The organism is Mesorhizobium sp. M0771, from assembly GCF_040320155.1.
Lineage (GTDB): Bacteria > Pseudomonadota > Alphaproteobacteria > Rhizobiales > Rhizobiaceae > Mesorhizobium.
Genome location: NZ_JAMYPC010000003.1, coordinates 212944 through 232992, shown reverse-complemented (window position 1 = coordinate 232992; position 20049 = coordinate 212944). Strand labels below are relative to the sequence as shown.

Genomic DNA, 20049 nt, shown 5'->3' with positions numbered 1-20049 from the left:
ATTGTCAATTGCACTGATTTCGATCTCTATTAAGTCATGACATTATGGCAACCCGACCCTGCGCTCATCCGCCGGCCAGCCTATCAAACGCTGGCCGACCAGTTCGCCCGCGCCATTCATGACGGGCGGCTGGCCAACGGCGCGCGGCTTCCAACGCATCGAAGGCTGGCAGACGATTTAAAACTGTCGGTGCAGACGGTCAGCCGCGCCTACGAAGAACTGATCCGGCGCGGCCTGATTTCGGGCGAGATCGGCCGTGGCAGCTTTGTCCAGACGCAGCGCCGCGACCCGGAGCCGCCCTATCTGCCGGAGCGCCTCGGCGAGGTCATCGATCTGTCAATCCTGAAGCCGGTCTGCGAGCCGATGCATTTGGAGCGGCTGAAGCAGGCGCTGGGCTGGCTGGCCGAAAACCTGCCATCCAGTTCGGCGTTGTCGTTCCGGCCCAACATGGTGTTCCCGCGTCACCGCGCGGTGGCTGTCGAATGGCTGAAACTGTGTGGGCTCGACACCTCCGCACAGAATATCAGCCTGACCAATGGCGCGACCGCCGGGATGACCGTGGCGCTGATGAGCGTTGCGCCGCCGGGATCGACTGTCGCCACCGAGGCTATCGGCCACCACACGCTGGTGCCGCTGGCGCGCTATCTCGGCTTCAACCTGGAAGGCCTGCCGATCGACGGCAATGGCCTGATCCCGGAGGCGTTGAACGAGGTCTGCCGGCTCACCGACATTCGCGCGGTATTCGTGCAACCGTCGGTGATCAACCCGACGGCGACGCTGATGGACGCTCGGCGGCGCGAAGAGATCGCCGCGGTCGCGCGCAAGCACGACATCGCCATCATCGAGAACGATGTGCTGGGTCCGCTGGTCGAGGACCGGCCGCCGCCGGTCGCCGCCTTTGCGCCGGAGCGCACGCTCTACGTCACTTCCTTCACCAAGATCACCGTACCTGGCCTGCGCATCGGCTATCTCGCGGCGCCCGACCGCTATGTCGCCGCCGTTGCCAACCGGCATCTGGTGTCGAACTGGATGGCGACGCCGCTGGTGGCCGAGATCGCCACCAAATGGGTGACCGACGGCACGGCGATGGAACTCGTTCGCTGGCAGCGCGCGGCATTGCGCCGCCGCCAGGACATCGCAGCCGAGGTGCTGGGCGGGGTTGGTTATCGCGCCAGGCGCGACGGGCTGCATGTCTGGTTGCAACTGCCCGCGGACCGTGCCGAGGAAAGCTTCGTCGCCCAGGCCCGCCTGCAAGGCGTGGCGATCGCGCCCGGCACCTCCTTCCGCATCTCGGATGCGCCCTGGCATCCGGCGGTGCGCATCTCGCTCGGCTCGACCACCGAGGGGGAACTGCGCGCCGGCCTCGGCGTTGTCACCAAGTTGCTGCTTGGCGATCCGGAGCATCTGCTGCTCGCAATCTAAGCGGGAATTGCTCTGGAATCATGCAGTGCCGGAAATATTGTCATGATTTTATTTTCCCAATTGACATGATTTGGCGCGTTCCGCATCGTTAAGGGCACAGGCTTCTCCAGCAGGGGAAATTCATTTGTCCTCACCCATCATCAAGGTCGACGCCATTTCGAAGAGCTTCGGCTCGTTCAAGGTACTGGACGGCCTGTCGATGCAGGTCATGCCCGGCGAGAAGCTGGCGCTGATCGGCCCGTCCGGCTCGGGCAAGACGACGATCCTGCGCATCCTGATGACGCTGGAGAAGATCGACGGCGGCCATATCCAGATCGATGGCGAGCAGCTCTACCACATGGAGCGCAATGGCCAGCTGCTGCCCGCCGACGAGCGGCACCTGACCAAGATGCGGCAGAAGATCGGCATGGTCTTCCAGCTGTTCAATCTGTTTCCGCACAAATGCGTCATGGATAACGTCACGCTGGCGCCGATGCTGACCAAGGGCACGCCTCGCGCCGCCGCTGAAAAGCGGGCCATGGAACTGCTCGACATGGTCGGCATGGCTGACAAGGCGAAGTCGATGCCGGCGCAGCTGTCCGGCGGCCAGAAGCAGCGCGTGGCGATTGCCCGTGCGCTGGCATTGTCGCCGAAGATCATGCTGTTCGACGAGGTGACGTCGGCCCTCGATCCGGAGCTGGTCGAGGAGGTGATGAATGTCATGCGCAAGCTCGCCGCAGAGACCGACATGACCATGCTGCTGGTCACCCACGAGATGGGCTTTGCCCACGACTTCGCCGACCGCGTGCTGTTCTTCGACCGCGGCAAGATCGTCGAAGAGGGCAAACCAGACGAGATTTTCCGCCATCCAAAGCAGGAGCGCACGCAAGGCTTCCTGAAGAAGATCATCGCGGCCGGACATCGTGTCTGACCGCTTTGCGGGGCGGAAGACCGCCCCAGACAAAACCAAGAAGACAACAAAGGAGTTGGGAACAATGAAGAAACTTGGCATTCTGGCCGGCGTCGCCGGTCTCGCACTGACGGCGGTGCTCGCCGCGTCGAGCACCGGTTCGGCCGATGACAGCAAGCTCGAGCAATTGAAGGCGCAGGGCTTTGCCCGCGTCGCGATCGCCAACGAGCCGCCCTATACGGCGGTCGCCGCCGACGGCAAAGTTTCGGGTGCGGCGCCCGACGTGGCGCGCGAGGTCTTCAAGCGTCTCGGTGTTGCCGACATCGTCGCTTCGATCTCCGAATATGGCGCGATGATCCCCGGCCTGCAGGCCGGCCGCTTCGACGTCGTCACCGCCGGCCTGTTCATGAAGCCGGAGCGTTGCGCGGCGGTCGTCTATTCCGAGCCGGTGCTGTGCGACGCCGAGGCGATGCTGGTGAAGAAGGGCAATCCGAAGGGCTTCAAGAGCTACGAGGACGTCGCCAAGGACACGTCAGCCACCATTGGCGCGCCCGGTGGCGGCACGGAGGAGAAGCTGGCGCTCAACGCCGGCGTGCCGCGCGAGCGCGTCATCGTCGTGCCGGACGGCCAGAGCGGCCTGAAGATGCTGCAGGACGGTCGCATCGATGCCTATTCGCTTCCCGTCCTGTCGATCAACGACCTCGTCAAGAAAGCCAACGATCCGAACCTCGAAGTCATCGCCCCGGTGGTCGGCGCGCCGGTCTATTGCGACGGCGCCGCCTTCAAGAAAGGCGATGAGGCCCTGCGCGACGCCTTCGATGTCGAGCTCGCCAAGCTGAAGAAATCCGGCGAGTTCGCCAAGATCGTCGAGCCCTACGGCTTCTCGGCCGCAGCCGCGATGTCGACCACGCGGGACAAGCTCTGCGCGGCGAAGTGATTTTTCCTTCTCCCCGTTCAACGGGGAGAAGGTGGCCCGAAGGGCCGGATGAGGGGCGGCGCCAAGTTCTGTTATGCTAGCGCTGCCCCTCATCTGCCTGCCCGTCCTCCGCAGCAGCTGCGCTGCAGCTTCGGAGGGTGGACTGGCATCTTCTCTCCGTGAACGGGGAGAAGGAAGCTAACCGCCAACGTTGGAACCCGAATGACCCAGTGGTCCGGCTACCTCGGCCTGATATTGCAGGGAGCGCTTGTCACCATCGAGCTGACGCTGATGGGGTCGGTGCTCGCCCTGATCATGGCCTTCCTCGCCGGCATGGGCCGCGTGTCGCGCTTCTTTGCGCTGCGCTGGCTGGCCACCGCCTATATAGAATTCTTCCGCGGCACCTCGATCTTCGTGCAGCTGTTCTTTGCCTATTTCGTGTTGCCGTTGATCGGCCTCGAACTGACCCCCCTGCAGGCGGGTGTGCTGGCGCTGGGCCTCAATGTCGGCGCCTATGCGGCCGAGGTGGTACGCGGCGCCATCCAGTCGGTCGGCCGCGAACAATATGAGGCCTGCATCGCGCTCAACCTCGGCCGCTGGCAAGGCATGCGCCATGTCATCCTGCCGCAGGCGCTGCTGGTCATGCTGCCGACCTTCGGCAACAATGCCATCGAACTGCTCAAGGCGACCTCCGTGGTGTCGCTGATCTCGCTCGCCGATCTCACCTTTCAGGCGCAGGTCGTGCGCTCGCAGACCGGTAACACGCTGGCGCCGTTCACCACCATCCTGATCATCTATTTCGCCCTGGCGCTGATCATCTCTTGGGGCGTGCGTTCATTGGAACGCCGCATGGCGCGCGGCCTCGACGGGGTGCGCGTCTGATGGATTGGGACTGGAACTTCGTCTGGGAGATCCTGCCGACGCTGATCCAGGGCGTGAAGATCACCATCCTGGCAACGCTGCTCGGCTCCGTGCTGGCCGCTGTCGTGGGTCTGGGCATCGCGCTAGCACGACGCTCGCCCAACAAGGCGCTGTCGCGCACCGTTGGTTGGGCGGCCGAATTCATCCGCGGCACGCCGCTTCTGGTGCAGCTCTATTTCATCTTCTACGTGCTGCCGGATTTCGGCATCCTGTTGCCGCCGCTGGTCGCCGGCGTCATCGGGCTCGGCCTGCACTACGGCACCTACACGGCGGAAGTCTATCGCGCCGGCATCGACAACGTGCCGCGCGGCCAGTGGGAGGCGGCCAAGGCCTGCAATCTGAGCGCCACGCAGACCTGGACCAACATCATCATTCCGCAAGCGATCCCACCGATGATCCCGGCGCTGGCCAATTATTTCATCGCGATGTTCAAGGAGACACCGCTGCTATCGGCAATCACCGTGCTGGAGCTGATGAACCAGGCAAAGAGCGTCGCCAACACCTACTATCGCTACATTGAGCCGATCACGCTGGTCGGCGCTTTCTTCCTCGTCATCAGCCTCTTCTCGGTCGTGCTGCTGCGCTGGCTGGAACATCGCTACGGCAAGATCGAAAGGTAATTCTCAAGATGAAACCGCTGCCCGAAATCAGGCTGATGCCGACAAGGCCGGCGCTCGATGCGCGCCCGCTGGAAAAGTGCGTCGGCCTGATCATCCTTGCCACCGACCACACCAGCGAACCGGATTTCCGCCGCATGGTGGCGAGCGAGCGCATCGGCGTCTATGTCGCGCGCATTCCCTACAAGAATCCGACGACGCCGGAAAACCTTCGCAAGATGCAGCCGGAGCTGGCGGCGGGCGCCGCGCTGATCCTGCCAGACGAGCCGCTCGACGCGATCTGCTACTCCTGCACCTCGGCCTCGGTGGTGATTGGCGACGCCGAGATCGAGGCGGCGATCCAGTCTGCCAAGCCGGGTGTTCCTGTGGTCACGCCGCCCATGGCAGGCGTGCGCGGGCTGAAGGCGCTGGGTGCCAAGAAGATCAGCATCCTCACCCCTTACACCGTAGAAACCTCCAGACCGATGGCGACGTATTTCGCCGAGCGCGGCTTTGAGATCGTCAGCTTCACCTGCCTCGGCTTCGAGGACGATCGCGAGATGGCGCGCATTGCGCCGGCAGCGATCGCCGACCTGGCTCGTGAGGCGACGAATGCGCAGGCCGATGCACTGTTCGTGTCCTGCACCGCATTGCGCGGAGCGCTCGCGGTTCCCGGGATGGAACAGGCGATCGACCGCCCGGTCGTCACCAGCAATCAGGCCAGCGCCTGGAATTGTTTGCGGTTGTGTGGCGACGGGACGTCGCATCCCGAATTTGGCCGTCTGATGACGCTGCCTTTGCCGCGCGATTGACGATCATGACGACAGTCACCCTTAACGATATTCGTGCCGCCCGGGAGCGAATTGCCGGCAAAATCGAACGCACGCCGACAGGGTTATCTCACAGCCTTTCCGAACGACTGGGCATCCCCGTCCACCTCAAGCTTGAACACCGCCAGACCACCGGCAGCTTCAAGCTGCGCGGCGCCTCGAATGCCATTGCTTCGCTGAGCGCCGAGGAGAAGGCGCGCGGCGTGGTCGCGGCGTCGACCGGCAATCATGGCCGTGCGCTGGCCCATGCCGCGAAGCTCGAAGGCATGCGTGCGGTGATCTGCATGTCGCGACTGGTGCCGGGCAACAAGCTCGACGAAATCCGTCGGCTTGGCGCGGATGTCCGCATCATCGGCAACAGTCAGGACGAGGCGCAGCAGGAGGTCGAACGGCTGGTGGCGCAGGAGGGACTGGTGATGCTGCCGCCCTTCGACCACCCGGCCATCATCGCAGGGCAAGGCACGCTCGGACTGGAGATGATCGAGCAGGTCCCGGATGCCGCTCTCGTCCTGGTGCAACTCTCCGGTGGTGGACTCGCCTCGGGCATCGCCGCCGCCGTCAAGGGCGTCAGCCCCGGGACAAAAATCATCGGCGTTTCGATGGCGCGTGGTGCTGCGATGAAGGCGAGCCTGGATGCCGGTCGCCCGGTCGAGGTGGAAGAACTGCCGACGCTGGCGGATTCGCTCGGCGGCGGCATCGGTCTCGGCAACCGGCTGACCTTCGCCATGTGCCGCGATCTGCTCGACGACGTCATCCTGCTCAGCGAGGACGAGATCGCCGCCGGCATCCGCCATGCCTATGAACAGGAGCGCGAGATCGTCGAAGGCGCCGGCGCGGTCGGCATCGCCGCGCTGCTTGCCGGGAAGGTCAAGGCGACCGGGCCGGTGGTCGTTCTTCTCTCGGGCCGCAATATCGACATGAACACGCATCGCAAGATCGTCTGGGGTGACGCAATCGCGGAGCGCGCGGCATGAAAACTCTCCCACGCCGAATTCCCGCCCACCCCCCTCTGTCCTGCCGGACATCTCCCCCGCAAGGGGGGAGATCGGCAGCTTCGATGCGGTCGCTGTTCTTGCTGCGCTGGAGATTGGCGAAGGCAGGAGTGCAGTCCAATCTCCCCCCTTGCGGGGGAGATGGCCGGCAGGCCAGAGGGGGGGGTGACGGAACACTATCCTTCGCAGTGCGCGCCTTCGCGGAGCGCGTCGCATGAGCCGGATGACGATCCTCACCGAGAAGGAACTGCGCACAATCGTGACGCTCGATCTCGACGCGGTCGCCTGCGTCGAAAACGCTTTCCGCGCGCTCGCCACATTGCCGGTGGCGATGCCGCCGATTCTGCGGTTGGACATTCACGAGCAGCGCGGCGAGGTGGATGTGAAGTCCGCCTATGTGCCTGGAATAGACGGTTTCGCCGTCAAGATAAGCTCCGGCTTCTTCGATAATCCGAAGCTCGGTCTGCCCAGCGGGGGCGGCATGATGGTGTTGCTCTCGGCAAGAACCGGTGTGGTCGAGGCGCTGCTGCTGGACAATGGCTATCTCACAGATGTCCGCACCGCTGCTGCCGGCGCCGTCGCGGCGAAGCATCTGTCGCGGCCGGATTCGTCCGTCGCCGCAATCTTCGGCGCCGGCGTGCAAGCCGGGCTGCAACTCGAAGCACTCATGTTGGTGCGGCCGATCGCCGAGGCACGTATCTGGGCGCGCGATGCGGTCAAGGCGCAGACGGCCGCAGGCGCGCTGCGCGAAAAGCTCGGCATTCTCGTGCGCGCCGAGCCGGATGCAGCCAAAGCAACCATCGGCGCCGACATCATCGTCACCACCACGCCGTCGACCGAGCCGCTGATCAAGGCCGGCTTTGTCGTTGCCGGGCAGCACATCACCGCCATGGGCTCGGATGCCGAACACAAGAACGAGATCGCGCCGGCGATCCTGCGCATGGCCGATCTCTATGTCGCCGACAGCGCCAAGCAGACACGGCGTCTGGGAGAACTGCATCACGCCATCGCATCGGGCGTGATGGGAGCCGATGCCGCGGTCACCGAACTCGGCCAGATCATCGCCGGCGAACGGCACGGAAGGCGCTCACCCAGCGATATCACCATTGCCGACCTCACCGGCACCGGCGTGCAGGATACGGCGATCGCCACGCTCGCTCGCGACCGGGCGCGGGCGGCCAATGCCGGAACCATTTTTGAAAGCTGATGCTGGCCGCAAGGCCCAACAAACGAGGACCAAGAACAATGCAACCGAACCTGAAATTCTCGCGCGCCGAATTTGCGGATCGCCTCGCCAAGACGCGGAAAGCCATGGAGGTGAAGGGCGTCGATCTCCTGGTTGTCAGCGACCCCTCCAACATGGCCTGGCTGACCGGCTACGATGGCTGGTCGTTCTATGTGCACCAAGCAGTGATTGTGCCCCCATCGGGCGAGCCGGTCTGGTACGGCCGCGGCCAGGATGCCAATGGCGCCAAGCGCACCGCCTATCTCGCGCATGACAACATCGTCGGCTATGCCGACCACTACGTGCAGTCGACCGAGCGCCACCCGATGGATTTTTTGGCCAGCGTGCTTAGTGATCGCGGCTGGGGCAAGCTGACCATCGGCGTCGAGATGGACAATTACTGGTTCTCGGCTGCCGCCTTCGCCGCGTTGCAGAAGCACCTGCCCAACGCCCGCTTCGTCGACGCGACAGCGCTGGTCAACTGGCAGCGCGCGGTGAAGAGCCCGACTGAAATCGACTATATGCGCAAGGCGGCCCGCATCGTCGAAGCCATGCACCAGCGCATCGTCGACAAGATCCAGGTCGGCATGCGCAAATGCGATCTGGTCGCCGAGATCTACGATGCCGGCACGCGCGGCGTCGACGGCATCGGCGGCGACTATCCGGCGATCGTGCCGCTGCTGCCGTCGGGCGCCGACGCCTCGGCGCCGCATCTCACCTGGGACGACCAGCCGATGAAGTCGGGCGAGGGCACCTTCTTCGAGATCGCCGGCTGCTACAGCCGCTACCATTGCCCGCTGTCGCGCACCGTCTTTCTCGGCAAGCCGACGCAGGAATTCCTAGATGCCGAGAAGGCGACGCTGGAAGGCATGGAGGCGGGGCTTGCGGCGGCAAAGCCCGGCAATGCCTGTGAGGACATCGCCAACGCCTTTTTCGCCGTGTTGAAGAAATACGGCATCGTCAAGGACAACCGCACAGGCTACTCGATCGGCCTGTCCTATCCGCCGGATTGGGGCGAGCGCACCATGAGCCTGCGCCCCGGCGACCGCACCGAACTCAAGCCCGGCATGACCTTCCATTTCATGACCGGCCTGTGGCTGGAGACGATGGGACTGGAAATCACCGAATCCATCCTGATCACCGAAACCGGTGTAGAGTGCCTCGCCAATGTACCGCGCAAACTGGTGGTGAAGAATTGAGCCCGATGCCTAGCCTCCGCCCATCTCCGATCGCGCCGACCGTCGATTTCGACAAGGACGGCGTGCAACATGGTTTCCTGCGCCTGCCCTACAGCCGCGACGACTCGGCCTGGGGTTCGGTGATGATCCCGATCTGCGTCATCCGCAACGGCAAGGGACAGGCCGCGCTGCTCACCGGCGGCAATCATGGCGACGAGTATGAGGGGCCGCTGGCGCTCTACGATCTCGCCCGCACGCTCGATCCCAAACAGGTCAGCGGCACGGTGATCATCGTGCCGGCGATGAACTATCCGGCCTTCCGCGCCGGCACGCGGACGTCGCCGATCGACAAGGGCAATATGAACCGCAGCTTTCCCGGCCGTCCCGACGGCACGGTGACCGAGAAGATCGCCGACTACTTTCAACGCGAACTGCTGCCGCGCGCCGACCTCGTCTTCGATTTCCACTCCGGCGGCAGGACGCTGGATTTCGTGCCCTTCTGTGCAGCCCACACGGTGCCCGACAAGGCGCTGGAGCAGAAAGCCTTCGACGCGGTCGCCGCGTTCTCGGCCCCGTTCTCGATGCGCATGATCGAGATTGACTCCGTCGGCATGTATGACACGGCGGCCGAGGAAATGGGCAAGGTCTTCGTCAGCACCGAGCTTGGCGGCGGCGGCACCTCGCGTGCCCAGACCGTGCGGATCGCGCGGCGCGGCATCAGCAATGTGCTGCGCCATGCCGGTATTGTTGATGGTGCGGTCGAGAAGGGCAGAACTCAGTGGCTCGACATGCCGTCAGGCGATTGTTTCTCCTTCGCCGAGGACGACGGCATGATCGAGACCATGGTCGATCTCGGCGAGCCTGTGAAAGAAGGCTCGGTGCTGGCGCGCATCCATTCCACCGGCCGCACCGGCATCGCTCCGCAGGAGATCAAGGCAAAAATGTCCGGCATTCTGGCGGCGCGGCATTTCCCCGGCCTGGTCAAAGCCGGTGACTGCGCCGCCGTCCTGGCCCTTGTGGTTTCATCGTGATTTCGCAGAGTACGCCGCGCGAATATCAGTCGGTCTGGATCCAGACCGACTTGGTCTCCAGATACTCGTGCAGATGCTCGATGCCGCCCTCGCGGCCATAACCCGACATCTTCGTGCCGCCGAACGGCACCGCCGGGTCGATGGCATGGTACATGTTGACCCAGACCGAGCCGGCCTTGACGCGGCGCGCAAGCTTGTGCGCGGTGCCCAGATGTGTCGTGAAGATGCCGGCGGCCAGGCCATAGGGCGTCGCATTGGCACGCGCCACCGCTTCGTCGAGCGAGTCGAAGGGCATCGCCGAAATGACCGGGCCGAAAATCTCCTCGCGCGCGATGGTCATCTGGTCCGACACGGCGCCGAAGACCGTCGGCGCAATGAAGTTGCCGCCATCGTAGAGCTCGCCGGTCAGCCGCGAGCCGCCGGCGACCAGTTCGGCGCCTTCGTCGCTGCCGGCCCTGATATAGCCCTCCACCTTGGCTGCCTGCTTGGCATTGATGAGCGGTCCGATTTCCGTCTCTGCCTCGATGCCATGGCCGATCCGCAGTCTGCCGGCGAAATCGGCGAGCCGGCGGACGAACTCGTCATGGATTTCGCGCGCCACGAACAGCCGCGAGCCGGCAATGCAGATCTGGCCCGAATGCACGAACACCGCCATCGCCGCGATCGGAACAGCCTTGTCGATGTCGGCGTCGCGGCAGACGATGATCGGCGACTTGCCGCCGAGCTCCAGTGAAACGCGTTTGAGGTTGGCCACGGCTGCCCGCGCGATGGCCTGGCCGGTCAGCGTCGATCCGGTGAAAACGATCTTGTTGACGTCTGGATGTTCGGCGAGCCGCGCACCGGCTTCGGCCCCGGTGCCGGTGACGACGTTGACGACGCCGTCGGGCACGCCGGCTTCCTGCATCAGTTGCGCGATCAGCAGCGGCGTCAGCGACGCATCCTCGGACGGTTTCAGCACGATGGTGCAGCCTGTCGCCAGCGCCGGCGCGATCTTCCAGATCGAGGCGGCGGTCGGCGCGTTCCAGGGAATGATCGCACCAACGACGCCCACCGGCTCGCGCCGGGTGAAGGTGACGATCTCGCCGGGAATCGAATTGTCGATCGCCTCGCCATGCAGCGCCGTCGCCATGCCGGCATAGAAGCGCAGCATGCCGATGACGCGGCGCCGGTTGGAGAGCGTGCGCGTGATCGGCAGTCCCATATCGAGCGTGTCGGAAACGCTGAGCTCTTCCCAATGCGTCTCGAACAGATCGGCGATCCTGAGCAGCACGCACTGCCGCTCGTAGGGCGAGAATTTGGACCATGGGCCTTCGAAGGCCGCGCGCGCGGCGGCCACCGCCGAGTCGATATCGGCAGCCCCGCCGCGCGGCACTGTCGCCAGCACCTCGCCTGTTGCCGGATTGAGTGCCTGCATGCCGTGGCCGGACTGCGCCGCGACCCACTTGCCGCCAATGAACATCGGTCGGAATTCGCCATGGTACAACGCCGTGGCCTTTGCCTTCGGGTCGAAGTTCAGCGTCATCTCTTCCTCCTCGCAATTCCGTGGCGACTATTACTCCCGCTGCCGACCTCAAACAAGGAAAGCCGAAGGGCGCTCGGACAATCAGATTGCGCGGACTTCTCGATCACGCCAGCCGCCAGAGCATGATCCCGAAAAGTGGGAACCGGTTTTCGGAAAAGATCGTGCTTCGATAAATCGCGAGTTGTCGGAGCGCGTCGCTGAAAGCTCAACGAGGCAAGCCGATCATTGCCCACGGCTACCGTGATGCCGGCATTGCAGACGAGAGCGCAACAGGCAGTCGCCAGCCGCCACCCAGCGCTCACCCGTGGCCGGATCGATCGTGGCCGTTCCAGCCGGCTTCATCGTGACAGAGGTTTCGCGCGCCGCTTCGCTGCAATCGCTGTTGGATGACTGCTCGCGGAAGCAAGATCGGTCGAGCGGCCTCGCGACTTGCAAACATTGACAGATTGAGCCGCAACCGACGGTGCCTGGCATCGATCGAGCACGCCGGTCCGTCACTCCGGAAGTCCGGCCTTTCGGAAGCCATCGACGAAATGGTCGAGCGTGGCCGTGTCGCGGAACGGCTCCGTCTCGACCCAGTGGCGGGTGGTGAAATGTGGGTTCGCGACAAGGAACAGGTCGACCTCGGCGCGCGCCTCATCGATCCGGCCGAGTTGCGCAAGGCTTGCCGCAAGGAAACGGCGCGAGCTTGTCCGATACGTCTCGTCCCGGCGCGTCGTCTCGACCGCGGCTTCATAGTCGCGCGCCGCATATTGCGCCTGGCCGAGCGTCAGGTAGTACCAGCTTGCCGGAAACGGGTTCAGCCGGAACGCCTTGCCGATATAGTCGAGGCCGTCCTCGACGCGCCCGGCCAGGACCGCGATGTCGGACAATGTCGCCCAGGCATCGGCCTCGTTCGGGTCGAGCTCGAACGCCTTGGCAAATCCCACATCCGCTTCGTCGAATCTGCGCTCATAGGCAAGCAGGTTAGCAAGCACCCAGTGGCAGCCGGCATCGTTGGGATCGATCGCCACAGCCTTGCGCGCCAGCTCCAGGGCAAGGCCGCGGGCAGGCTCAATGGGCTCTCCCCAATGCACCCATCCCATCCAGTGGTTCATGGCAAGCCAGCGATAGGCTTCGGCATAGTCCGGATCGAGCGCAAGCGCGCGCGTCAGCAACAGATGCGCTTCGCGCGCCGTCTCCGGCGAGACGTCGATCAAGTTGCGGGCTCGCACGCACAGATCGTAGGCCTCGAGATTTCGGGGCCGGTTGCGCGGCAGCGGCGCGCGCAGCCGGCCAAGCAGCGCCTCGACGATCTTGGCCGTCACCTCGTCCTGAACGGCAAAAATATCCTCCAGGCCGCGATCGAAGCGGTCTGCCCACAAATGCTCGCCGCTCAGCGCGTCGACCAGCTGGGCGTTGATGCGCACGCGCCCGGCGGCGCGTCTGGCGCTGCCCTCCAAGAGATAGCGCACGCCAAGTTCTCTGGCGACCTCGCGCACATCCACCGCCTTGCCCTTGTAGGCAAAGGTCGAGTTGCGCGCGATGACGAACAGGCCGCCGATCCTCGACAGGTCGGTGATCAGGTCTTCGCTCAACCCGTCGGCAAAGGCTTCCTGCTCGGGGTCGTTGCTGAAATTGGCAAAGGGCAGCACGGCTATCGACGGTTTGGCGGGCAGCGGCAAAGCCTGTCGCTTCTCGTCGCCGAGCTGTTCGATGGCGCCGGCGAAGCGATAGCCGACGCGCGGAACGGTCGATATCCATTCTCCGCCGTTCGTGGCCGGACCCAGCAGCTTGCGCAATTGCGCAATCTGGACGGTGAGGTTGCCTTCCTCAACGGCGGTGCCTGGCCATGCCGCATCCATCAACTCGGCCTTGGCCACGATCTCGCCGGGCCGGGCGACGAGCGCCGCCAGCAGCTGCAGTCCGCGGTGGCCGGCGGCGACGGGAACTTGGTCCCGAAGGAGCGTTCCCGCACCCGGATCGAGCACGAACGGACCAAAGGCAAAGCGCGATCCCTGCATAACGCGCATCTATAGAGCAATTCCAGGAAAGGTGTGAAGGCGGTTTTCCCACGGGAAAGCGCAGAGCGCTTCACGGACGTATGGCGTCAAAACAAAGAGTTGAGCACCTCGTCGTTTCGATGAATCGGCGAGGTGCTCTAACTGCTTTGGAACTTTTGAGAACTATTTGGCCGCGCTTAATTACGGCGCCGTCCGCATGCGGCAGAATTCAACCTCTTTCAAGCCGAGGGCTGTCGCCCCTCAAACCGAATGGAGGTTGCCATGAACGATACCCTTGCTTCTGCTCGTGCAGCCTTGCCGGAAAAGGCGGTGTCATCGGGCCGGCGTCCGACGGGCCCGCGGGGCATGATCGCGGCCTGGCGCGAGCGGATACGCTTTCGCTGGGACCTCAAGCAGATGGCGGAGGCCAATCCGCACCTGATCGACGATATCGGTCTGACCAGACGCCAGGTCGAGGCCGAAATCGTCAAACGCTTCTGGCAAGTGTGAGCTGATGTCGCGGATAAGACCCGCCCGCCTGTTTGGGCGTACCGCGGCGTTTTGCCGGCATTTGCACTTGCCGGAACGTGCCGATCCTGCTTCGAAGTCGGCATGAGCGCCGAAGACGCGACGTCACCGCCGGAGAACCACATCGCATGGGCCGCGATGGCCGGCATCATCGCGACAGTTACGGTGTTCGCCATAGCACAGGGGCTGACGTATCCGCTGCTCAGCTTCATCCTGGAACGGCAAGGGACGACACCGGGCCTTATCGGCCTCTCGGCCGCGATGACGCCTCTGGGTTTCATTATATCGTCGCTCTTCACGCCGGCGCTGGTCCGACGGGTGGGCGCGGCGCGCTTTGCGGTTGTGTGTTCGATCCTGGCAGCAACCGTCCTGATCGCGATTGCCTGGACGCAGGATGTATGGGCCTGGATGCCGTTGCGCTTCCTGCTCGGCTTCTTTGCCAATCCGCTTTACGTGATCAGTGAAACCTGGCTGGTCTCGATCACACCCGCCGCACGCCGAGGCCGCATCATGGGCCTATACTCCTCCATCGTTTCCGCCGGCTTTGGCCTCGGCCCGCTGTCGCTAGGCTTGGTCGGCACGCAAGGATGGCCACCCTTCATCATCGGCAGCGCGGCCTTCCTTGTCTGCGGCCTGATCGTGCTTGCCGTCGCGCCACGCCTGCCCGACATGCCGCGTGAGGGCGAAGCGGTGTCAGTCGGCGGCTTCTTCGCGCTGGCGCCGCTGCTCTTGTTCGCAGTCTTCACGGCTGCCGCCTTCGAGCAAGTCCTGCTTTCGCTGTTCGCGGTCTATGGTGCCGCGCTCGGCAGCACTGAGCAGCGCATCGCTTCGCTCATCACCTGTTTCATCGCCGGCAATGCCGTGCTGCAGGTCGTGCTTGGGCGCGCCGCCGAACGGTTTGGCTCGAAGCCGATGATGCTGTTCTGTGTCCTGGCTTGCCTGGCCGGTTGTTTGCTGTTGCCGTTGCTCTTCGCTACATGGCTTGTCTGGCCGCTCTTCTTCGTCTGGGGCGGGGTCTCGTTCGGGATCTACACGCTGTCGCTGATCCAGCTCGGCGAGCGTTTCACCGGTCAAGCCTTGATCGCCGGCAATGCCGCCTTCGCGTTCGTATGGGGGGTAGGCGGCATCGTCGGCTCACCCGTGGCCGGGCTGGCGATGCAACTGACCGGACATCAGGGACTGCCATTGTCGCTTGGCCTGCTGTGCTGCGTGCTGGTGGTGTTTCTGCTGGCGGAGTTACGGCGGGTTGACCGCGTTCAGGCGTAAGGCGTGCCTGCCATTGCGGCCTTCAGGCCGATGCTGCCCTTGTCGACAATAGCGAGAAAGGCCGGACCCGCCTCGTCGCCGTCCTGGGTTTCTCGAAGCGTCCGATCCGCCTCGATGAACGCCACGGCCGCCAGGCGGGTCGGGGTCTGCAGCTTACGCCCGCCGCCTTCGGATAGTGCCACCATTAGGATATCCCAGCTCGTCGCGTTCGCTCTCGCTCGCGCCGACGCCGGCCCAGTCCGGACCAGCAATGTCTTCAGCTGCCATGTCTTCAAACCTCGATGTCAGGCGAAAACGCGGCCGCCGTAGAAACTCGGCGGCCGCCAATGGCGACGCTATATTCGCCCGAGAACAACCAGAATGATCACGATGATCAGCACCAGCCCGAGGCCACCGCCGCCATAGTAACCAGTGCCGTAGAACGGGCCGCCGCCGAGGCCGCTGAAGCCGCCGAGCAACGCGATGATCAGGATGATAATAAGAATGGTACCCAGGCCCATATGCCGTCTCCTTCGCTGCCGCGCCGTTCACGGCGCGGCTCGAAGAACTAAACTCCCAGCAAGCCTTCCTGTTCCCCGGCGATTTTCATCCGACGGCTAAGGAACGAAAGCCATCATGACGGCGTTTGCTGAGGTTCAGGCGCAAGCTGCGCGTGCATCGCGCGCCACGCGGGATTGCCCTTTAGGCGGCCGGCCGCTCCTCCACCTGAACGCGCGGCAGGCGTGACGCCGGGCTTACGCTGGAAGGCGAGCTGAAACGTGTCGTCATCTGAAGCCGAATTGGTCGACGACGAGTTTTGGCCCCGCACCATTCCCAGTCGAGCTGAACCGGCAGCAGCTCACGTCGCCTTGCCGGCCGGCGCGCCTATGTCTTCCTCGGCAATATCGTCGAACGATGCGTAGTTCATGTTGTAGAGCCTGGCATAGAGGCCCTTGGCCGCCATCAGCTGCTCGTGATTTCCGCTCTCGACGATCTCGCCGTTCTGTAAGACGATGATGCGGTCGGCGCCGCGTATGGTCGCCAGCCGGTGCGCGATGACCAGCCCGGTGCGGCCTTCCAGCAGCGTGACCAGTGCCTTCTGGATCAGCATCTCGGTGTAGGAATCGATGCTCGCCGTCGCCTCGTCCAGCACCAGGATTTTCGCATCCGCCACCAGTGCGCGTGCAAAGCTGATCAGCTGGCGCTGGCCGAGGGACAGATTGCCGCCGCGCTGTTCGAGCTCGGTGTCGTAGCCGTCAGGCAAATGCTCGATAAAGTCGTGCGCGCCAACGGCTTGCGCGGCGCGCACAACCTCTTCGCTGGTAGCCGATGTCTTGTGGTAGCGGATGTTCTCCAGCACCGTGCCGGAAAACAGGAACGGCTCCTGCAGCACCATCGCCACCTGATCGCCGAGCGAATCCTGCGTCACGTCGCGCACATCGTGGCCGCCGACCCGCACCTCGCCCGACCAGACATCATAGAAGCGGTGCACCAGCGCCATGCAGCTCGACTTGCCCGAACCGGTGGGGCCGACAAGCGCAACCGTCTCGCCCGGATTGACGCGGAAGGAGATGTTTTTCAGCACCGGCTGGTTCTGCCGGTAGCCGAAGGTGACGTTCCTGAACTCGACCGAACCGTCCATGTCGCGCGTCAGCGTCACCGCGCCCTGTCTGTCGCTGACGTCGACCGGTACGTCGAGCACTTCGGAGATGCGTTGGCCCGACGCCATGGCGCGCTGCATGACCGAGTACTGCATGGTGAGCGAGCGGATCGGGTCGAAGAAGCGCTGGATATAGAACAGGAACGCCACCATGACGCCGATGTCGAGGCTGTGCGACAGCACCATCGAGCCGCCGACGACGATCACGGTTGCCATCGCAATGCCGGTCAGCGTGTCGACGATCGGCACCATCACCTGCGCATATTTGGCCGAGGTCAGGTGAGCCCTGAGATTGGCCAGCACCTTCTCGTCATAAAGGTCGAAATTGACGTGCTGGCGCTCCAGGCTCTGCACCGTGCGAACGCCATGGATGCCTTCGGCCAGCGCGCCATTGGCGATCGAGTTGGTCTCATGCGCGGCCATGAAGGCGACCTTGGCGCGCGGCAGCCAGAACAGGCGCACGATGAACAACGCCGGCATGGTCGACAGCGTCAGCAGACCGAGCCGGAAATCGAGCCACAAAAGCACGCTGACGATGCCGAACAGCAGCACGATGTCGCCCACCGACATCACCGAGGTCTCGAGGAATTCCTGCATGGAATTGACGTCGCCCTGCAGGCGCGACATCAACCGTCCCACTTCGGTCTTGTCCATGAAGCTCAGCGACACACGCTGCAGATGGCTGAACATGGCGCGGCGCAAATCCGACAGCACATTCTCGGCCACCTTGCCGACGACACTTTCCTGGACATAGCTGGCGCCATAGTTGATCAGGATGATCAGAGCGAAGGCGCCGATCGCCCAGTTCATCACCGAGCGGTCGGCCTTGCCCGCGGCCATGCCGTGGTCGATGGCGTAACGGATGACCAGCGGGATCGCCAATTGCGTCAGCGTGAACACCAGCACGGCGGCAACCGAGATGAAGATCCGGCCCTGATACGGTTTCACGAAGCTCCAGATGCGGCGCACGATACGCGGATCGTAGACCTTGCCGAAGACCTCTTCCTCGTCGCGGTGCGAACCGACAACGGCCCTGGTGGGCCGCCGGCTGGTGTCTTCCTTCTGGTCGTCGTTCTGTGTCGACATCATGCGGCTCCCACCGCCACCGGCAAATCGTCGTCCGACCGCAGCTGCAGGTCGTAAAGCGCGCGGTAGCGTCCGCCGAGCGCCAGCAATTCCTGGTGCGTGCCGCGCTCGGCGATGCGGCCATTCTCGACGAACAGGATCTGGTCGGCATGCATCAGCGAGCTCAGCCGGTGCGAGATGATCAGCGTCACGCGGTCCTTGGCGAAACGCTTCATCGCGGTGCGGATTCGCTGCTCGGTGCCGGCGTCGACAGCCGCGGTGGAATCGTCGAAGACCAGCACCGAAGGCCGCAGCATCAGGGTGCGGGCGATGGTCAGGCGCTGCCGCTGGCCGCCGGAAAGCGATGACCCGCGCTCGCCCACGACCGTGGTGTAGCCGGCCGGAAGCCCGATGATGTAATTGTGCAGCTGGGCGTATTCAGCCGCCTGCCCGATGCGGGTCTCGCGCGCCCACGGATTGCCATAGGCGATGTTGTTTTCGATCGAGGTGGTGAACAGGAAGGCGTCCTGCTGCACGACGCCGACCGCCTTGCGCAGCGATTGCAGCGTGACCTCGCGTATATCCTGCCCGTCGATGGTGATCGCGCCTGACCTCACATCGTAGAAGCGCGGGATCAGATGCGCGATGGTCGACTTGCCGCTGCCCGGCGGGCCGACAATGCCGACGGTCTCGCCGGACCTGGCCTCGAAGGAAATGCCCGACAGTGCCGGCCGGCCGCCGGCGCCCGCGTAGCGGAAGCCGACATTGTCGAAGCGCAGCACGCCTTCGCTGACCACGAGATCCTTGGCATCGGGCGCATCCTCGATGTCAAGTTCGGCGTCGAGCAGCTCGAACAGCCTTGTGCCGCAGGTCGAGGCGCGGGCGAACGAGTTGACCATCAGCCCGAGCTGGCGCACCGGCATCTGCAGGATGGTCATGAAGGTGAGGAACTGCGCCAGCGTGCCGACGCTGATCTGGCCCGCGATCACCTTCTGGCCACCGAACCACAGCACCAGGCCCATGGCCGCCAGGAAGGAAAAATTCATGGCGCTGGTGTTGGAGACGCGGATGTCGACGCGCTGGTCGGCAAGCTCCAGCGCCGACTTCTTGGCGCGGTCGAATTTTTCCAGCTCATGCCGCTGCGCCGCAAAGGCGCGCACGACGCGGATGCCGCCGAGGTTCTCGTCCATCACCCGGCTCAGCACCGACAGCCGCTCCTGCAGCGTCAGCCAGGTGCTGCGCAGCCTGAGCTGTGTGACCGAGGAGCGCCAGGCGACGAACGGCACGAAACTCAGACTGAGCAGCCCGAGCTCGAGATCGGTGCTGATCAGGAGATAGGAGCCGACGCCGATCAGCACGCCGAGCAGCACCACGCGCAATATGCCGGTGGAAAAGAACATGCGCACGCCGTCGAGGTCGAGCAGGCCAAGCGTGATCAGGTCGCCGGTATGCACCCGGTCATGGAAGGAAAAGCTCAGCCGCTGGATCTTTTCGTAGAAAGCCAGGCGCAGCTCATAGCCGGTGCGGTGGCCGACGGCCTCGCCGTAATAATTCTGCGCCATCGTGAAGAGGCCGCGCAGGATGCTGACGACGAGCAAGGTGATCGCCGTCGTCCACAGCGCCTGCTCAGCCGCCGCGCCGCCGCCTCCAGCCATCACGCCTTGCGCCTGGTCGATGGCGTGGCCCAGCAGGCGCGGGATGAACAGCTGCAGCGTCGCGGCGATGAAAGTCGAGGCGATGGTGATCGCAACTTGCCAAGGATGGCGCAGCGTCATGCGCACGATGCGCAGCAGCGTGCTGAGGCCCTTGCCCCAGGACGCCTCCGCCACATGGGCAAACGATTTGCCGCGCTTCGCCGCGCCGCTGGTTGCGTCCCTTGCCAAGGAAATATCCAATCCGGTCCGGACATTAGCCCAGACGAATGAAAACAGACTCAGTTTCAGATACCGCGATGGTACGCCTCGATTTTGACCGTTCAAGGGCCAATGGCGGTATCGCACTGTGCCTGAAAGGGGCTGATCGTCCGCGACCGCTTAAGCCCGTGTCG

General features: G+C 64.1%; 18 protein-coding genes. 12 read left to right on the top strand and 6 right to left on the bottom strand.

Annotated features, from left to right (window positions below; translation table 11 throughout):
• Positions 1 to 36 precede the first annotated feature (36 nt).
• From ehuR to doeB, 10 genes are all read left to right on the top strand, one after another.
• Complete coding sequence (ehuR, locus tag NKI05_RS06520) at positions 37 to 1422, top strand: MocR-like ectoine utilization transcription factor EhuR (protein WP_023753984.1); 1386 nt, start codon at positions 37 to 39, stop codon at positions 1420 to 1422.
• Positions 1423 to 1546: 124 nt separating this feature from the next.
• Complete coding sequence (ehuA, locus tag NKI05_RS06515; protein ID WP_023682675.1) at positions 1547 to 2332, top strand: ectoine/hydroxyectoine ABC transporter ATP-binding protein EhuA; 786 nt, start codon at positions 1547 to 1549, stop codon at positions 2330 to 2332.
• Between the two features lie 64 nt (positions 2333 to 2396).
• Positions 2397 to 3248 (top strand): ectoine/hydroxyectoine ABC transporter substrate-binding protein EhuB, encoded by an 852-nt coding sequence (gene ehuB, locus NKI05_RS06510; RefSeq protein ID WP_023704762.1) that lies wholly within the window; start codon positions 2397 to 2399, stop codon positions 3246 to 3248.
• Between the two features lie 201 nt (positions 3249 to 3449).
• Positions 3450 to 4109 carry an ectoine/hydroxyectoine ABC transporter permease subunit EhuC gene (ehuC, locus tag NKI05_RS06505; protein WP_023667875.1) on the top strand — a complete coding sequence of 220 codons (660 nt, stop codon included), beginning with the start codon at positions 3450 to 3452 and terminating at the stop codon, positions 4107 to 4109.
• Positions 4109 to 4768, top strand: a complete 660-nt coding sequence (gene ehuD, locus NKI05_RS06500) for an ectoine/hydroxyectoine ABC transporter permease subunit EhuD (protein ID WP_023709687.1) — start codon at positions 4109 to 4111, stop codon at positions 4766 to 4768. Before ehuC ends, ehuD begins: the two co-directional genes overlap by 1 nt.
• A gap of 8 nt (positions 4769 to 4776) precedes the next feature.
• A complete protein-coding gene (gene eutA / locus NKI05_RS06495; protein ID WP_352792278.1) occupies positions 4777 to 5556 on the top strand; it encodes an ectoine utilization protein EutA in 780 nt (259 codons plus the stop codon).
• 5 nt (positions 5557 to 5561) lie between these two features.
• Complete coding sequence (eutB, locus tag NKI05_RS06490) at positions 5562 to 6548, top strand: hydroxyectoine utilization dehydratase EutB (RefSeq protein ID WP_023749754.1); 987 nt, start codon at positions 5562 to 5564, stop codon at positions 6546 to 6548.
• 232 nt (positions 6549 to 6780) lie between these two features.
• The gene (locus NKI05_RS06485; protein ID WP_023704765.1) at positions 6781 to 7773 is read left to right on the top strand and encodes a cyclodeaminase; all 993 of its coding nucleotides are present in this window, start codon (positions 6781 to 6783) and stop codon (positions 7771 to 7773) included.
• A gap of 38 nt (positions 7774 to 7811) precedes the next feature.
• Positions 7812 to 8990: an ectoine hydrolase DoeA gene (doeA, locus tag NKI05_RS06480; protein ID WP_023704766.1), complete on the top strand. Its 1179-nt coding sequence runs from the start codon at positions 7812 to 7814 to the stop codon at positions 8988 to 8990.
• Between the two features lie 5 nt (positions 8991 to 8995).
• The gene (gene doeB, locus NKI05_RS06475) at positions 8996 to 10000 is read left to right on the top strand and encodes a N(2)-acetyl-L-2,4-diaminobutanoate deacetylase DoeB (protein ID WP_023704767.1); all 1005 of its coding nucleotides are present in this window, start codon (positions 8996 to 8998) and stop codon (positions 9998 to 10000) included.
• Positions 10001 to 10025: 25 nt separating this feature from the next.
• On the opposite strand, the gene NKI05_RS06470 is transcribed toward doeB, so the two are convergent.
• Positions 10026 to 11522, bottom strand: a complete 1497-nt coding sequence (locus NKI05_RS06470; RefSeq protein ID WP_023815167.1) for an aldehyde dehydrogenase family protein — start codon at positions 11520 to 11522, stop codon at positions 10026 to 10028.
• A gap of 494 nt (positions 11523 to 12016) precedes the next feature.
• Positions 12017 to 13534 (bottom strand): winged helix-turn-helix domain-containing tetratricopeptide repeat protein, encoded by a 1518-nt coding sequence (locus tag NKI05_RS06465; protein WP_027050146.1) that lies wholly within the window; start codon positions 13532 to 13534, stop codon positions 12017 to 12019.
• A 252-nt stretch (positions 13535 to 13786) separates the two neighbouring features.
• Here NKI05_RS06465 and NKI05_RS06460 point away from each other — a divergent pair, with 252 nt between their 5' ends.
• Both NKI05_RS06460 and NKI05_RS06455 read left to right on the top strand, forming a co-directional pair.
• Positions 13787 to 14014 (top strand): DUF1127 domain-containing protein, encoded by a 228-nt coding sequence (locus NKI05_RS06460; RefSeq protein ID WP_023692229.1) that lies wholly within the window; start codon positions 13787 to 13789, stop codon positions 14012 to 14014.
• A 102-nt stretch (positions 14015 to 14116) separates the two neighbouring features.
• Positions 14117 to 15298 carry an MFS transporter gene (locus NKI05_RS06455; protein WP_023704772.1) on the top strand — a complete coding sequence of 394 codons (1182 nt, stop codon included), beginning with the start codon at positions 14117 to 14119 and terminating at the stop codon, positions 15296 to 15298.
• Here NKI05_RS06455 and NKI05_RS06450 read toward each other — a convergent pair.
• From NKI05_RS06450 to NKI05_RS06435, 4 genes are all read right to left on the bottom strand, one after another.
• Positions 15289 to 15483, bottom strand: a complete 195-nt coding sequence (locus tag NKI05_RS06450; protein WP_023815168.1) for a hypothetical protein — start codon at positions 15481 to 15483, stop codon at positions 15289 to 15291. The two genes, NKI05_RS06455 and NKI05_RS06450, sit on opposite strands and share 10 nt — an antisense overlap.
• 150 nt (positions 15484 to 15633) lie before the next feature.
• Positions 15634 to 15798, bottom strand: coding sequence for a DUF3309 family protein (locus NKI05_RS06445; RefSeq protein ID WP_023667887.1), 165 nt, complete (start codon positions 15796 to 15798; stop codon positions 15634 to 15636).
• Between the two features lie 338 nt (positions 15799 to 16136).
• Positions 16137 to 18023 carry an ABC transporter ATP-binding protein gene (locus tag NKI05_RS06440; protein ID WP_023815169.1) on the bottom strand — a complete coding sequence of 629 codons (1887 nt, stop codon included), beginning with the start codon at positions 18021 to 18023 and terminating at the stop codon, positions 16137 to 16139.
• Positions 18023 to 19885, bottom strand: coding sequence for an ABC transporter ATP-binding protein (locus tag NKI05_RS06435; protein ID WP_023804411.1), 1863 nt, complete (start codon positions 19883 to 19885; stop codon positions 18023 to 18025). Before NKI05_RS06435 ends, NKI05_RS06440 begins: the two co-directional genes overlap by 1 nt.
• Between the last annotated feature and the right edge of the window lie 164 nt (positions 19886 to 20049).

Bases quoted from the DNA above. Each gene is read 5' to 3' on its own strand.
- ehuR (WP_023753984.1), top strand. From the start codon at position 37: ATGACATTATGGCAACCCGACCCTGCGCTCATCCGCCGGCCAGCCTAT.
- ehuB (WP_023704762.1), top strand. From the start codon at position 2,397: ATGAAGAAACTTGGCATTCTGGCCGGCGTCGCCGGTCTCGCACTGACG.
- ehuC (WP_023667875.1), top strand. From the start codon at position 3,450: ATGACCCAGTGGTCCGGCTACCTCGGCCTGATATTGCAGGGAGCGCTT.
- ehuD (WP_023709687.1), top strand. From the start codon at position 4,109: ATGGATTGGGACTGGAACTTCGTCTGGGAGATCCTGCCGACGCTGATC.
- eutA (WP_352792278.1), top strand. From the start codon at position 4,777: ATGAAACCGCTGCCCGAAATCAGGCTGATGCCGACAAGGCCGGCGCTC.
- eutB (WP_023749754.1), top strand. From the start codon at position 5,562: ATGACGACAGTCACCCTTAACGATATTCGTGCCGCCCGGGAGCGAATT.
- NKI05_RS06485 (WP_023704765.1), top strand. From the start codon at position 6,781: ATGAGCCGGATGACGATCCTCACCGAGAAGGAACTGCGCACAATCGTG.
- doeA (WP_023704766.1), top strand. From the start codon at position 7,812: ATGCAACCGAACCTGAAATTCTCGCGCGCCGAATTTGCGGATCGCCTC.
- doeB (WP_023704767.1), top strand. From the start codon at position 8,996: ATGCCTAGCCTCCGCCCATCTCCGATCGCGCCGACCGTCGATTTCGAC.
- NKI05_RS06470 (WP_023815167.1), bottom strand. From the start codon at position 11,522: ATGACGCTGAACTTCGACCCGAAGGCAAAGGCCACGGCGTTGTACCAT.
- NKI05_RS06465 (WP_027050146.1), bottom strand. From the start codon at position 13,534: ATGCGCGTTATGCAGGGATCGCGCTTTGCCTTTGGTCCGTTCGTGCTC.
- NKI05_RS06460 (WP_023692229.1), top strand. From the start codon at position 13,787: ATGAACGATACCCTTGCTTCTGCTCGTGCAGCCTTGCCGGAAAAGGCG.
- NKI05_RS06455 (WP_023704772.1), top strand. From the start codon at position 14,117: ATGAGCGCCGAAGACGCGACGTCACCGCCGGAGAACCACATCGCATGG.
- NKI05_RS06450 (WP_023815168.1), bottom strand. From the start codon at position 15,483: ATGGTGGCACTATCCGAAGGCGGCGGGCGTAAGCTGCAGACCCCGACC.
- NKI05_RS06445 (WP_023667887.1), bottom strand. From the start codon at position 15,798: ATGGGCCTGGGTACCATTCTTATTATCATCCTGATCATCGCGTTGCTC.
- NKI05_RS06440 (WP_023815169.1), bottom strand. From the start codon at position 18,023: ATGTCGACACAGAACGACGACCAGAAGGAAGACACCAGCCGGCGGCCC.